This is a genomic window from Geodermatophilus normandii (assembly GCF_003182485.1).
Lineage (GTDB): Bacteria > Actinomycetota > Actinomycetes > Mycobacteriales > Geodermatophilaceae > Geodermatophilus > Geodermatophilus normandii.
Genome location: NZ_QGTX01000001.1, coordinates 4,125,837 through 4,138,866 on the forward strand (window position 1 = coordinate 4,125,837; position 13,030 = coordinate 4,138,866).

The following is a 13,030-nucleotide window of genomic DNA, read 5'->3' on the forward strand; positions in this document are numbered from 1 at the left end:
GGCGGGCCCGACGGCAGGGCCGGTCGGGAAGCGGTCGGGACCCGGTCAGCCGCGGCGGTCGGGCTGGTGGAAGCGCCAGCCCTCGGCCCGCAGCTCGGGGACCACCCGCGCCACGGCCTCCACCGTGCCGCTGCGGTCCATGACCGGCCCGTCGTGCATCAGGACGACGGAGCCCGGGTTGGCCCGCAGCCGGGTCTCCAGCCGCTCGGCGAGGACGTCGGCGTCCTGGGTCTCCCAGTCCTCGATGGCGAAGGTCCACCCGAGGGGCTGCATGCCCAGCTCTGCCGCCACCTGCGGGCTCTGCCCCCACGCGCCGTACGGGGCACGGAAGTACCGGATCGGCGCGTCCGGGGCGACCTCGTGGATCAGGGCCGAGGTCGCCTCGAGGTCGGCCCGGATGGCCTCCGGCGTCCAGCCCGAGAGGTCCTCGTGGTGCATCGTGTGGTTGCAGAGGGTGTGGCCCGCGGCCACGATCTGCCGGACCAGGTCCGGGGTCTGCCGGACGACGTCACCCCAGAGGCAGAAGACCGCCTCGACGCCGTTGTCCTCCAGCACCTGGAGCAGGCGCGGGGTGTCGTACGGGTTCGGGCCGTCGTCGAAGGTCAGGGCCGCGACCCGGCCCTCCAGCTTGGTGGTCGTGACGATCGCGGGAGTGGCCGGGCCGCCCTGGCCGGGGCCGGGGCCGGCACCGCCGGCCTGCGCCGGTGCGACGCCGAGCAGCAGGGCGCCGAGGACGAGCGGCGCGGTGAGGAGGCGCAGGGAGCGCCTGCGGGACGTGGTCATGCTCGCTTCCCCCTGAGCAGGTGGTGGACGGGGTGGCGGCCGGCTGACGCCGGGCGGTCGCCACTGCTCGTGGCGGCCGCCCGGCCGTCAGGTCGTGCCGGAGGGGCCGTGGTCAGTCCTGCGCCGCGGCCAGGGTCTCGTGCAGGGCCCAGTAGGCCGGCTTGCGCTCGTAGTCCTCGAACATGACGTTCGCCGCCCCCGTACCGGTGAAGAAGTACGGGACCCACGAGTACTTGTCGGTGAAGCCCCAGATCGTGAAGGAGTTGCACTCCTCCACGGCCAGGCAGGCCTCCAGCGCCCACCGGTACCAGTCGGCCTGCTGCTGCAGCTGCGCCGCAGTGGGACCGCCCTCGGCGACCGGCATGCGGACGTCGAGCTCGGTGATGGCCGTCTCCAGGCCGAGGTCGTCGAAGCGCTGCAGGTTCTGCTGCAGGTCGCCCGGGAAGGAGTACTCGAAGCTCAGGTGGGCCTGGACGGCGAAGCCGTGCAGCGGCACCCCCTGCGCGAGCAGGTCCTGCGCCAGCGCGTAGTAGGCGTCGCTCTTCGGGCCGACGTGCTCGACGGCGTAGTCGTTGAGGAAGAGCTTGGCCTCGGGGTCGGCCTCGTGCGCCCAGCGGAACGCGTCGGCGATGATCCCGGGACCGAGCCGCTGGATCCAGAAGTTCTCCGGCCGCAGCCGCGGCGTCGCCTCGTCGGTGAAGACCTCGTTGGCGACGTCCCACTGCTGGATCCGGCCGGCGTAGCGGCCGACGACCGTCTTGACGTGGTCCTCGAGGATCGAGCGCAGCTCGGCGTCGTCGAGCTCGCCGCTCTCGACACCCTCGGTGAGCCACTCGGGGTTCTGGCTGTGCCAGAGCAGGGTGTGCCCGCGCACGACCTGGCCATGGGCCTCGGCGAAGTCGACGATCGCGTCGGCCGGCCCCCAGTTGTAGACGCCGGGCTCGGGGTTGATGAACTCCCACTTCATCTGGTTCTCGGGCGAGACGGAGCTGAACTCCGCCCCGAGGATGCGCCGGTACTGGTGGTCGTGGGTGAACGGGTCGGGGTAGCCGGCGGTCACGTGGTGACCGCCGCCGGCCGCGGCCGTGCCGATGACCAGGTCGTCGGGAGCGACCGTGCGCAGGCCGTTCTTCTTGGCCTGGCCGTAGGACTGGTCCTCGTTGGCCTGGCCGGGCGGCGTCTCCCGGGCGGGGGCCGCGGCGGCGGGCAGCACCGCGGCGGACAGGAGGACGGGCAGCAGACCCACCCCGATGGCACCCCGGGCGACGAGGCGAGACATGGATGCACGCATGCAGACGTGACCTTCCGAGAGGAAACGGCGGTGTTTCCGAAACTTTCCGGAACGTGATGCACGTTACGTACCGCTCAGTGACGGCGTCAAGCCGCCCGGCCTGTCGCGGCGAGCCGTCCGGGGGACGTCCGGCTCTAGGCTGTGTGCTCCCCAGGAGGAGGAACGCGTGTCCGACAGTCAGGGCCGTGCCGTCACGATCGCGGCCATCGCGGCGGAGGCCGGCGTCTCGCTGCCGACCGTGTCCCGGGTCCTGAACGGACGCTCCGACGTCGCGCCGCACACCCGCGAGCGGATCGAGCAGCTGCTGCGCGACCACGGGTACCGGCGCCGCGGCGCGCGCGCCCGGGAACGCGCGCGGCTGATCGACCTGGTGTTCAACGACCTCGACAGCCCCTGGGCCGTCGAGATCATCCGGGGCGCGGAGGACGCCGCCCACGCCGAGGGGGTCGGCACCGTCGTCTCGGCCATCCACCGGCGGGCCAGCGCCACCCGTGCGTGGCTGGAGAACCTCGTCGCGCGGGCGAGCGACGGCGTCGTCCTGGTCACGAGCGAGCTCGACCCCGCGCTGCGGTCGGAGCTGCAGGAGCTGCAGGAGCTGCAGGTCCCGGCCGTGGTGATCGACCCGGCGGGGATCCCCTCCCTCGACGTGCCGACCATCGGCGCGACGGACTGGGCCGGCGGGGTGAGCGCGACCGACCACCTGGCCGGGCTCGGTCACCGGCGGATCGGGTTCGTCGGCGGCCCCGTCCCGCTGTGGTCCAGCCGGGCCCGGCTCGACGGCTACCGCGCCGGCCTGGGTGCCGCCGGCTTGACCGTCGACCCGGAGCTCGTGCTGGAGGGCGACTTCGGCTACGCGTCCGGGTTCGCGCGGGCCGAGCAGCTGCTGCGGCTCCCCGATCGGCCGACGGCGGTCTTCGCCGCGAACGACCAGATGGCGCTCGGGGTCTACGAGGCCGCCCGCCGGCGTGGGCTGCGCGTGCCCGAGGACCTCAGCGTGGTGGGGTTCGACGACCTGCCGCTGGCCCAGTGGTCCTCGCCGCCGCTGACCACCGTGCACCAGCCGCTCGCCCAGATGGGGATGCTCGCCGCCCGCACCGTGCTCCGGCTGATGCAGGGAGAGCCGGTGGAGGGACCACGCATCGAGCTCGCCACCCGGCTGGTGGTCCGGGACAGCACGGCCCCTCCCCCGGACTGACGCCCGCGGCCCCGCTCAGGTCACCATCCACCGTGACCAGTGCGCGCGCTGGTCGTCGGTCAGCGGGGTCGAGGCGTCGGCGGCGTAGTCGAAGTTGACCAGCACCATCTCCGCGCGCAGGACCACCCGGCCGTCCTGGGTGAGCTCCTGGCGCATGCCGATCGAGCTGCGGCCCAGCCGGGTGATCGAGGTGGCGACGGTGAGGTGCTCGCCGATCCGGTACTGCACCTGGTGGAGGTAGTCGATCTCCAGCCGGGCGAGGATGATCCCCGCGCCCGGCGTGGAGTCGACCATCGCCAGCCGTGCGTCCTCGAGCAGCCCCAGCACGCGGGCGTGGTTGACGTGCCCGAAGACGTCGGTGTCCGACCAGCGCAGCTGGACCGGGTGCTCGTGCCGCTCGCTCAGGGCAGGTCCGCCGTCTCCGCCGACTGGCGGTGCGCGCCCTGCGCGTCGTCCGCGTCGGCGTGCACGGTGCGCTCCTCCGACTCGGCGAGGACGATCTCGGCAGCGACCTCCTCCATGCCGCTGCCCTTCATCCCCGCCTCCTCGGGCAACAGGTCGGCGCGCGTCTCGATGTTGTGCTCGGTGACGTTGGCCAGGGCCTCGGGGCTCGGCTCCTTCATCGTGACCACTGCGGCCTCCTCAGAACCGCTGCTGCTCGGTGCCGATGCCGAGCTCCCGGGCCACGTCCTGCACGTTCTCGAACTGGCGGCCCGACGGCAGCCGGCGCAGGTCGGACAGGACGCGGTCGGTCGCGTTGGACTCCTGGGCGCGGGCGACCAGCGTGTCGCGGTCGGCCGGCCAGACCTCCTTGCCGAGCGCCTCGGCGATCGCCGCGCGGCGGTCGACGTCGGCCGGGCTGGTGCCCGCGGGGGTGCCCTCCTGGCGGGGGTCGGTCATGGCTGTTGCCTCCGTCACTGCGGGGTGGACGTGGAGTCGTCGGTGTAGCGGAGGATCGCCGCCACGGGGATGTCCCCCGGCATCGCCGCACGCGGCACGACGACGACGCCCGCGGAGCTGGCCACGGCGGCGGCGAGCAGCGCGCTCTCGGCGGGCACCGAGTGCACCTCCTGCACGCCGAGGGCCTCCATGTCGGCCTGGTCGACGCCGAGCTCGAGCGGCGAGGCGCCCACGAGCAGCTTCTCGTCGTCGGCGGGGTCGGCGAGCACCAGCGTCTCCACCTGGGCCTTGCGGAGCGCCTCGATCACCGGAGCGGTGCCGGTGACGGCCAGGCCGTGGGCGCCGGCCGAGCTGATCTTCTCGACGGCGTCGGCCTCGTCGCGCGCCTCGTGCTCGGCGACGAGCTCGGCCGCCTTGCGCTCCACCGGCTCGCGGTCGGCGCCGGCGGCCCGGCCGCCCTCGTCCATGGAGACGATGAGGTCCGACCACAGGCCGCTGGCGCGGTCGGTGAGGATCTGCCGGGCGCGCATGTCGCCGGCCAGCAGCACGAAGCGGGGGTGGACCCGGCGTACGACCGAGGCGATGTGCTCGGCGACGTCGTCGGCGTTGTGGACCCACTTGTTCTCGGCGTTGTGCTGGTACCGGTGGTGGGCCCAGCCGCCGCCCTGGAACTTGCGGATCTGGAAGCTGTCGCCCTCGACGGTCTCCTCCTCCTCGGCGTGGCCGGGGAGGTAGGACAGGGTGAGGTCGGCTCCGACGCGGTCGGTGAGGACGACCACGTGCGGCACCCGGCCGGGCAGGGCGCGCAGCACGGGCAGCAGGTGGGGCTGGGGCGACCACTCGGCCAGCTCCTGGCGCGGGACGTCGCCGAGCTGGGAGTCGAAGACGACCGTGCCGTCGGCCGCGACGACGACCGCGCGGCCGCGGATGGTCCCGGCCTCACCGCCGTCGTTGCCCTCGAGGAGCCGGCTGCGCACCGCCTCGACGACGACCTCCGGCGCACCCTGCTCGGTGAGCTTCTCGGCGACCGCGCGGACGCGGAGGTCCAGCTCGGTGTCGGCGTTCTCGGTGTTGTGGGTGACGTCGGCCGTCACGGTGGCGAAGGGACCGGCGGCCTCGAAGACCGGTGCCAGGAACGACACGTCCATGGGGTGGGGACCACTTCCTCGGTGCTGATCGGTGTGCGGGACGGCGTCCACGGCGGGACGCGCACTGCCCGCCCGCCTACCCACCGGCCCGGGTGCCACACACCGTGTGGATCCGGGAGGGACGGGTAGGCGGTCTGCCATGACCGAGCACGACCAGCTGCCGCTGCCCGACTACGACCACCTGCCGGTGGAGGGACTGATCTCGCGCATCCGCACGCTGGACGCGACCGGCCTGCAGACGATCCTCGACTACGAGAAGGCGCACGCCAACCGCCTGCAGGTCGTCATCGCCATGCAGAACCGGCTGGAGTCCCTGCACGGGGGCGCCCAGCCCTCCGGCGGTGACCCGGCCGCCGCGGCCGCCGACGACCCGGTGCCCGCCTCGGCCGGTTCCAAGGTGTCCGAGGCCACCTCCGGGCCGGCGATGAACGCCCCGTCGCACGGCGACCCGACGAACCCGGCCCAGCCCCGCACCAGCGGGAGCCACCGCAAGGGGAGCTGACCGCCCGGCCGAGCCGGGGCGCCGGTCCGGCGCCCCGGCTCAGCCGCCGAAGGCGTCGACCATGTCCATGGCGGCCGGTCCGAGCAGCACGATGAACAGGACCGGCAGGATGCACAGCATCAGCGGGAAGATGACCTTGACCGGGATCTGCATCGCCTTCTCCTCGGCCCGCTGCCGGCGCTTGAGCCGCATCTCGGCCGCCTGGGTGCGCAGCACGTCGGCGATCGAGACGCCGTAGACGTCGGCCTGGACGACCGCCCGGATGAACCGCCGCAGGTCCTCCACCCCGGCGCGTTCGGCCAGCGCGAGGTAGGCCTCGCGGCGGGGGTGACCCACACCGATGTCCTGCAGGGTCCGCACCAGTTCCTCGGCCAGCGGACCGCGCCCGTTCTTCCCGGCCCGGGCCATGGCGGCCTCGAACCCGAGGCCGGCCTCCACGGCGATGGTCATCTGGTCCAGGGTGTCGGCCAGCTCCAGCCCGATGGCCTGCTGGCGTTCCTGGCCCCGGCTGTGGAGCAGCAGTTCCGGGACGAAGTACGCGACGACCGTGACGCCGACGGCCATGAGCACGGTGAGCGACCCCGGACGGCCGCTCACGACCAGGAGCCCGAGGCCCGCCGCGATCGCGGCCAGGACCAGCTTGGCGGCGACCAGCCGGGGGACGGGCCAGGCCGCGGGCCGCCCGGCAGCGCCGGCCATCCGGTCCAGCCGGGCCGCCGTGCCCGCCGGTGTCAGGGCGGAGGCCAGGCGCCCGAGCAGTCCCGGACGGTCCCGCGCGGCGGCCCGCGGGCCGGTGGCCGTGTCGAGCCCGCGGGTGAGGTTGGCCCGGGACCGGGCGGCGGCGTCCTGCGGGCGCGCGAACAGTGCCCAGCCCACCAGGGGGACGCCGGCGGCCACCGCCAGTGCGGCGGCGAGGACGGGAGCGGGGACGGTGTCCATCAGAACCGGATCGCCACGGTCTTCTTGAGCCACAGTCCCCCGACGACCAACAGGGCCGCCGACACCACGATCATGATCCAGCCGGGCAGTGACTGGGTGAACGCGGAGAGGTAGACCGGGTTGGTGACCGTCAGGAAGGCGACGATGCCGACCGGCAGGGCCATGAGGACCCAGGCCGACAGCCGGCCCTCGGCCGACAGCGCCTTCACCTGACGGCGGATGGCGTTGCGCTCCCGGATCGTGGTGCCGACCGTGTCGAGCACCTCGGCCAGGTTGCCGCCGACCTCCCGGTGGATGGCGATGGCCTGGGCGGTCCAGCGGAAGTCGTCGCTGTCCACCCGCGCGGCGACCTCGTCGAGCGCGACGCCGAGGTCCCGCCCCACCCGGGTCTCGTTGACGATCCGGGCGAACTCCTCCCCGATCGGGGCCGGCGCCTGGTCGGCCACCGCGTCCACGGCGCGCAGCAGGCTGTGCCCGGCGCGCAGGCTGCTGGCCATCAGCTGCAGGGCGTCGTCGAGCTGGTCGGCGAACCGGGCCTGCCGCCGGCCGGTCCGGAGCCGGACCGCCACCCGCACGCCCAGCGGGGCGAGCAGCGCGAGGAGCACCCCGGCGAGCACGCCGCCGAGCAGCCAGCCGACCGCAGCGAGCACGAGCGTGCCCAGGCCGGTGAGCAGCACGACCTCGGGCAGCCCCATCGCGACGCCGGCCCTCTCCAGGGCGGCCGCGCCGGCCCCGGCACCGCCCCGCCGGGCCAGCACCTGCTCGACGCCCCCCTGCGCCTGCGCGGTCACCCTGGACAGCAGCGTCGGCGGCGGCGCGATCGTGGGGTCCAGGCGGGCCATCGGCACCCGGCGCGGGCCGGCCGGCACCGCACCGAGGGCCAGGAGCGCCAGGCCGCCGGCCACGAGCACCAGCCCGAGGAGCAGGAGCGCCGGGGACATCAGGCCCACCTCCGCACCTGCGCCGGCTGGGGCATCCCGAACACCGACGGGGAGACCCGGATGCCCAGGTCCTCGAAGCGGTCGGTGAACCGCGGCCGCACGCCGGTCGGGACCGGCGTGCCGAGGAAGCGGCCCGAGGGGTCGACGCCGGCGGAGTAGTCGAACAGGAACGCGTCCTGCAGGGTCACCGTCTCCCCCTCCATCCCCTGCACCTCGGTCACGTGGGTGACCCGCCGGGTGCCGTCACGCAGGCGGGTCAGCTGGACGACGACGTCGACGGCGGAGGCGATCTGCTCGCGGATGGCGCGCAGCGGCAGGTCCATGCCGGCCATGAGCACCAGCGTCTCCAGCCGGGCGATGGCATCGCGCGGCGAGTTGGCGTGCACCGTCGACAGCGAGCCGTCGTGGCCGGTGTTCATCGCCTGCAGCATGTCCAGCGACTCACCACCGCGGCACTCGCCGACCACGATCCGGTCCGGGCGCATCCGCAGGCTGTTGCGCACCAGGTCGCGGATGGTGATCGCGCCCCTGCCCTCGATGTTCGGCGGGCGGGACTCCAGCCGGACGACGTGCTCCTGCTGCAGCTGCAGCTCCACGGCGTCCTCGATGGTGACGATCCGCTCGCCCTCGGGGATGAAGGAGGACAGCACGTTGAGCAGCGTCGTCTTCCCCGTACCCGTACCGCCCGAGACGATGATGTTCAGCCGGGCCTCGACGCAGGCGTGCAGCAGCTCGGCCATCTCCGGGCTCAGCGTGCCGAACCCGATGAGGTCGTCGACACCGAAGGGGTCCTTGGCGAACTTCCGGATGGTCAGCGTCGAACCGGAGAAGGCCAGCGGCGGGATGATCGCGTTGACCCGGGAGCCGTCGGCCAGGCGCGCGTCCACCATCGGCGAGGACTCGTCGATCCGGCGTCCCACCCGGGACACGATCCGGTCGATCACCCGGCGCAGGTGCTCGTCGGAGGTGAACCGGGCGGCGCTGCGCACCAGCTTGCCGCCCTGCTCGACGTAGACCATGTCGGGGCCGTTGCACATGATCTCGGTGACCGTCGGGTCGTCGAGCAGCTTCTGCAGCGGGCCGAAGCCCAGCACGTCGTCGGCCAGCTCCGCGGTCAGCCGGGCCTGCTCGTCGGGCGAGAGCGGCACCTTCTCCTCGTCGACGACCACGTCGAGCTCGCCCAGGACGATGCCGCGCAACTGCTCCTCCGACAGCGACGGGTCGTTCATCCGCGACCCCATGCGCTCGAACAGCGCCTTGGCGACGCGGTCCTTGAGCCGGGTGAGGGCATCGGTCGGGGGTGCGGGGCGGCCGCGGTCACGGGCCGGGCGCGGGACGACCGGTGGTGTCCGCTCCGGCGGCGCGACCGGCGGCGGCGTGTGCTCGGCCGGCCGTCCCTGGGCGGCCGCCAGGCGGGAGGCGAGGTTCACGACGCCGCCCGGTGCGTCGAGGCGGAGGTCACGAACGCCGCCCAGTGCGTCGAGGCGGAGGTCACGAACGCCGCCCGGTGCGTCGAGGCGGAGGTCACGACGCCGCCCGGTGCTTGGCGCGGTAGCGGCCGGGCTTGACCAGCGGGGTGGCCGCGAAGCGGGACACCAGCCGGCGCAGCTCCTTGGCCGCCGGGTCCCGGCCGTTGCTGGCCAGGATCGGCACGCCCTGGTTGGTCGACGCCGGCACGGCCGGGGACCGCGGGACGACGACGTCCACGCCGCAGCCGATGGCCACCTCCACGTCGCGCACCGAGAGCCCGCCCCTGGGGTCGGCGAGGTTCATGACCACGTGCCGGCCGGCGGGGATCATGCCGAGCTCACCGAGCACCTGCACCTCCTTGCGCAGGCCACGGACGCCGGGCACGTCCATGCTGCTGAGCATGACCACGTCGGTGGCCCGGTCGATCGCGGCGAGCGTCTGCTCGGACAACCCCGGCGCGGTGTCGACCACCACGTAGCGGAACTCCCGGGACAGCGCCTGCAGCAGGCGGCTGACGTCGTCCCCGGTCACCGTGTCACCGGCGGCCGGCGACTCCGACCCGCAGACGGCGAACAGCCCGCTGGGGTGCTGGGTGAGGAAGGTCTTGAGGACCATCGTGTCCTGGCTGGCCGGGCCGTGGACGGCGTCGGGCAGCGTGTACTCGGGCACCAGGCCGAGCGCGTAGGCGACGTCGCCGAACTGCACGTCGAGGTCGACGAGCACGGTGGACTGGGGCGCGCCCGCGGTGAGCCCGACGGCGAGGTTGGTCGCCACCGTCGTCTTGCCGACCCCGCCCTTGGGCGAGGCCACCGTGATGACCCGGCCGGTGAACCGGGCGGTCTCCTCCAGGGGACGCAGCACCCGGCGGCGGTCGGCCGCGGCCGCGCCGGCGCGCTCGACGGCCGCGGCGACCTCGGCCGGCTCCGCCCGCGGCGGCAGCAGGTCGCGGATGCCGGCGCGCATCGCCTCCTGCCACAGCTCCGGCGTGGGGTCGGCGACGAGGACGACGCTGGTGCCGGGGCACTGCACGTCCAGCCGCCTGGCCAGGGTGAGCACCTCGTGCAGGGGCGCCAGCGGGCCGACGAGCAGGACGTCGGGCAGCTCGCCGTCGCAGAGCAGCTCGAACAGCCGGGCCGGGTCGGCGGGCAGCCGGCCGGGCGGCAGGACCTGGACGTCGCCGTCCACGGCCGTCGCGACCGCCTCGCGCAGGTCGTCGCCGGCGCCGGCGAGGACGACGCGGCTCATTCCGCCGGCTCCGCGGCCACGCTGCCCAGGGCGGCCAGCAGGTCGCCGTAGGCGTTGCCCTGGTGGACGACCCGGGTGTCGGAGGTGTCCGTGCCCTCGCGCTCCAGGGCCAGCCAGACCGTCGCGTGCTCCATGCCGAAGACGGCGACCTCGGCGTCACGGGCCGGGAGGGCCAGGGTGACCATCACGTTCCCGGTGGGGGCGGCACTGGTGGCCGAGGCCGTCTCCACGTCCCCGCCCTCGGCCCCGGCGGGCGCGGGGGCGCCCTGGACCTGGGTGACCAGGACGCCGTGCAGCGTGGCGTGCGTGGTCCCGACCTGCTCGTCCTCGGGGTCGGCGTCGATGTTGCCCTGCAGGTCCATCGAGATGTAGAGCCCGACCTCGTCACCGGCGGCCAGGCGCCCCCCGACCGCACGCTGCGGCTCGAGCACCAGGCTCACCTCCGACAGCCCCTCGGGCACCGGCACGGTGCCGGGCGCCTGCAGGTCGGCCGGCGCGGCGAACCGGCTGGCGAGCACCTGCTCGCCGGGCTCGAGGTCCGCGGTGGCGACCTGACCGGCGAGCTGCTCCAGGTCGGTGACCCGCCCGTCGACCGCCGCCTTGACGGGCAGCACCTCGGTGCGGACCAGACCGGTGACCTCCTCGGCGGGGGTGCCCTCGGGGATCGGCTGGTCGACCACGAGCACCTCGACCGTGCGCACCCCCGCGAGGGCGCGGGCGTCGGCGCCCCGCACGTAGGCCAGCAGCACCACGGTGCCGGCGGCCACGAGGACCAGCGCCGCGACGGCGGCGAGCAGTCGGCGTCTCACGTCAGTGCGCCCCTATCGGATCAGTCGGAGGATGGCCGCGCCCAGGTCGGGAGCGTCGGTGCTGGTGTCGAAGGCGCCGGAGGCGTCGACGAAGCGGGTGAAGTAGCCGCGGATGCAGCGGTCCTCGCCCCTGCAGGGCTGGCCGGAGTCGTACTGGCCGCCGAAGTGGTAGCCGGTGATCGTGAAGGCGGCGTAGCCGTGGACCTCGTACCAGGCACCGCTGCCGGTGCCACCGGACTCGTCGAAGATCGGCAGCAGCACGGTGCGGCCGACCAGTGACGCGACGTCGCCGACCGAGCAGCCCTGCGAGGGGTTGTTGCCCGGCTCGGAGTCGTAGCGGCTGCCGATGCGGGTCGTCGCCCTGCAGGTGTTGCCGCCGTCGGACTGCAGCCAGCCGAACCCGCCGGGCACGAACATGCGCGACGGGCCGGTGCAGCCGGTGTCGGACTTCTTCGGCAGCACGATCGTGCGCTGCGTGGTGGTCGACGGCATGCCGCCGCCGGTCTGCGCCAGCCACTCGCACCAGGAGAAGATCAGCGGCAGCATCGCCGTCCCGCCGCTGGGTGCGCCCCAGGTGACGGTCGCCGTCGCCGACACCGCGCTCGCGTCGTGGCCGATGACCGGGGCGAACCAGTGCTCGCGGGGGGCGCTGCCGGTGACGGTCACGCGGGTGGGGGCGCTCCGCAGCAGCGGCGGTGCCGCGGTGGCCGCCCCGGCGCCGGCGTCGGCGACGCTGTTGGCGTCGACCAGCTCCTGGGCGGTGGCCTGCATGTCGCCGCAGGCCCCGCGGGCGCAGTCGCGGGCGACGGCGAGGGCGGCGGCGTCGGCGGCCACCTGCAGCCGCGCCCTGTCGGCGTAGAGGGCGCCGAGGTCGACGGCGATCGCCGTGAAGCCGAGCAGCGGGACGAGCAGGACGGAGAGCACGACGGCTGCCGCGCCGCGCTCGCCGGCGAGCCGGCGCCGGACGCGGGCCCGCAGCCCGGGGATCAGCCGTTGCACCGCATGACCCCCGTCCCGGTGAGGTCGACGTCGGCCCCGAAGAAGCGGGTGAGGAGGGGCATCGGGTAGCTGACGGTCACCCGCACGTTGGCCGTGGTCGTCGTGGTGGTGGGGCACGCGGCGGGCGAGATGGTGATCTGCGCGTTGGTGATCGCCGGGTCGAGGGTCGGGGCGGCGTCGCGGACGGCGGCCCGGGCGGCGGCCGGGTTGCTCTGCAGCGCCATGACGCGGGCGCCCTCGCGGGCCGCCGCGGACAGCGTCCCCTGCACCTGGAAGGCGTGGCCGAACTCGATGATGCCGAGGACCAGGACGATCAGCACGGGCAGGACCAGCGCGAACTCGACGACGCTGGCGCCGCGCTCGCGCTGCAGCCGCTCCCTCATCCCGTCCTCCTCTCCTCGACGCGCCGGTGGGCGTCGTGGCGACTCGACGTCGCCACGACGCCCGGCAGGGGATCCGTGCGGGTCAGGACCCGGCCGCGCCGTTGGCCTTCTCGAGGCCCCCCACCACCGACTGGAAGAGCTCCTTCAGCTCCGGGCCCAGCAGGATGAGGGTGGCGATGATCGCGACGGCGATCAGGCCGACCAGCAGGCCGTACTCGACGGCGGTGGCGCCCTTCTCCTCCCGCTGCACGCGGTCCTTGGCGAGGGAGACGAGGGTGACGAGGGTGGCGAGCGGGTTCAGCACGGTTTCTCCTGTGGGGTGGGCCGCCGGTCCGGATCGGTCGATCCGGCCGTCACGACGCTGCGAACGTCGTCGGACAGGAGGTGCGGGGACTTGAGCGTCCTTCATCCGGTCCACGGACAGG

The 13,030-nt window shown here is 74.2% G+C and carries 16 protein-coding genes; 2 read left to right on the forward strand and 14 right to left on the reverse strand.

All coding sequences use genetic code 11. The features are described 5' to 3' along the window. Positions 1–45 precede the first annotated feature (45 nt). Complete coding sequence (locus tag JD79_RS19890) at positions 46–783, reverse strand: polysaccharide deacetylase family protein (protein ID WP_110006911.1); 738 nt, start codon at positions 781–783, stop codon at positions 46–48. Positions 784–895: 112 nt separating this feature from the next. Then, positions 896–2,029 (reverse strand): endo-1,4-beta-xylanase, encoded by a 1,134-nt coding sequence (locus JD79_RS19895; protein WP_211308067.1) that lies wholly within the window; start codon positions 2,027–2,029, stop codon positions 896–898. 211 nt (positions 2,030–2,240) lie between these two features. On the opposite strand from JD79_RS19895, the gene JD79_RS19900 reads away from it, so the two are divergent. Next, a complete protein-coding gene (locus tag JD79_RS19900) occupies positions 2,241–3,269 on the forward strand; it encodes a LacI family DNA-binding transcriptional regulator (RefSeq protein WP_110006913.1) in 1,029 nt (342 codons plus the stop codon). A 15-nt stretch (positions 3,270–3,284) separates the two neighbouring features. On the opposite strand, the gene JD79_RS19905 is transcribed toward JD79_RS19900, so the two are convergent. The 4 genes from JD79_RS19905 to JD79_RS19920 are packed head-to-tail and all read right to left on the reverse strand — an operon-like array spanning position 3,285 to position 5,317. Further along, positions 3,285–3,674 (reverse strand): acyl-CoA thioesterase, encoded by a 390-nt coding sequence (locus JD79_RS19905; protein WP_110006914.1) that lies wholly within the window; start codon positions 3,672–3,674, stop codon positions 3,285–3,287. Next, on the reverse strand, positions 3,671–3,892 hold the full coding sequence (locus tag JD79_RS19910; protein WP_245900364.1) for a hypothetical protein: 222 nt from the start codon (positions 3,890–3,892) through the stop codon (positions 3,671–3,673). Before JD79_RS19910 ends, JD79_RS19905 begins: the two co-directional genes overlap by 4 nt. A 19-nt stretch (positions 3,893–3,911) precedes the next feature. Beyond that, a complete protein-coding gene (locus tag JD79_RS19915) occupies positions 3,912–4,169 on the reverse strand; it encodes a DUF2795 domain-containing protein (RefSeq protein WP_110006916.1) in 258 nt (85 codons plus the stop codon). Positions 4,170–4,183: 14 nt separating this feature from the next. Then, complete coding sequence (locus JD79_RS19920) at positions 4,184–5,317, reverse strand: baeRF2 domain-containing protein (RefSeq protein ID WP_110006917.1); 1,134 nt, start codon at positions 5,315–5,317, stop codon at positions 4,184–4,186. Between the two features lie 139 nt (positions 5,318–5,456). Here JD79_RS19920 and JD79_RS19925 point away from each other — a divergent pair, with 139 nt between their 5' ends. Beyond that, positions 5,457–5,819, forward strand: a complete 363-nt coding sequence (locus JD79_RS19925; RefSeq protein ID WP_110006918.1) for a DUF8129 domain-containing protein — start codon at positions 5,457–5,459, stop codon at positions 5,817–5,819. Between the two features lie 39 nt (positions 5,820–5,858). On the opposite strand, the gene JD79_RS19930 is transcribed toward JD79_RS19925, so the two are convergent. The 8 genes from JD79_RS19930 to JD79_RS19965 form a co-directional block, all read right to left on the reverse strand. Next, a complete protein-coding gene (locus JD79_RS19930) occupies positions 5,859–6,758 on the reverse strand; it encodes a type II secretion system F family protein (RefSeq protein WP_110006919.1) in 900 nt (299 codons plus the stop codon). Next, positions 6,758–7,699 carry a type II secretion system F family protein gene (locus JD79_RS19935; RefSeq protein WP_110007910.1) on the reverse strand — a complete coding sequence of 314 codons (942 nt, stop codon included), beginning with the start codon at positions 7,697–7,699 and terminating at the stop codon, positions 6,758–6,760. Before JD79_RS19935 ends, JD79_RS19930 begins: the two co-directional genes overlap by 1 nt. Further along, on the reverse strand, positions 7,699–9,129 hold the full coding sequence (locus JD79_RS19940; protein WP_110006920.1) for a TadA family conjugal transfer-associated ATPase: 1,431 nt from the start codon (positions 9,127–9,129) through the stop codon (positions 7,699–7,701). The genes JD79_RS19935 and JD79_RS19940 overlap by 1 nt, the downstream gene beginning before the upstream one ends. Positions 9,130–9,223: 94 nt before the next feature. Beyond that, positions 9,224–10,414: a CpaE/TadZ family protein gene (locus JD79_RS19945; protein WP_110006921.1), complete on the reverse strand. Its 1,191-nt coding sequence runs from the start codon at positions 10,412–10,414 to the stop codon at positions 9,224–9,226. Beyond that, positions 10,411–11,223 (reverse strand): Flp pilus assembly protein CpaB, encoded by an 813-nt coding sequence (cpaB, locus tag JD79_RS19950; protein ID WP_110006922.1) that lies wholly within the window; start codon positions 11,221–11,223, stop codon positions 10,411–10,413. The genes JD79_RS19945 and cpaB overlap by 4 nt, the downstream gene beginning before the upstream one ends. Positions 11,224–11,235: 12 nt before the next feature. After that, a complete protein-coding gene (locus JD79_RS19955; RefSeq protein ID WP_245900250.1) occupies positions 11,236–12,222 on the reverse strand; it encodes a pilus assembly protein TadG-related protein in 987 nt (328 codons plus the stop codon). After that, on the reverse strand, positions 12,210–12,605 hold the full coding sequence (locus tag JD79_RS19960; RefSeq protein ID WP_110006923.1) for a TadE/TadG family type IV pilus assembly protein: 396 nt from the start codon (positions 12,603–12,605) through the stop codon (positions 12,210–12,212). The genes JD79_RS19955 and JD79_RS19960 overlap by 13 nt, the downstream gene beginning before the upstream one ends. Positions 12,606–12,687: 82 nt before the next feature. Then, entirely contained in the window at positions 12,688–12,909 is a 222-nt protein-coding gene (locus JD79_RS19965; protein ID WP_245900251.1) for a Flp family type IVb pilin, read from the reverse strand. Positions 12,910–13,030 lie beyond the last annotated feature (121 nt).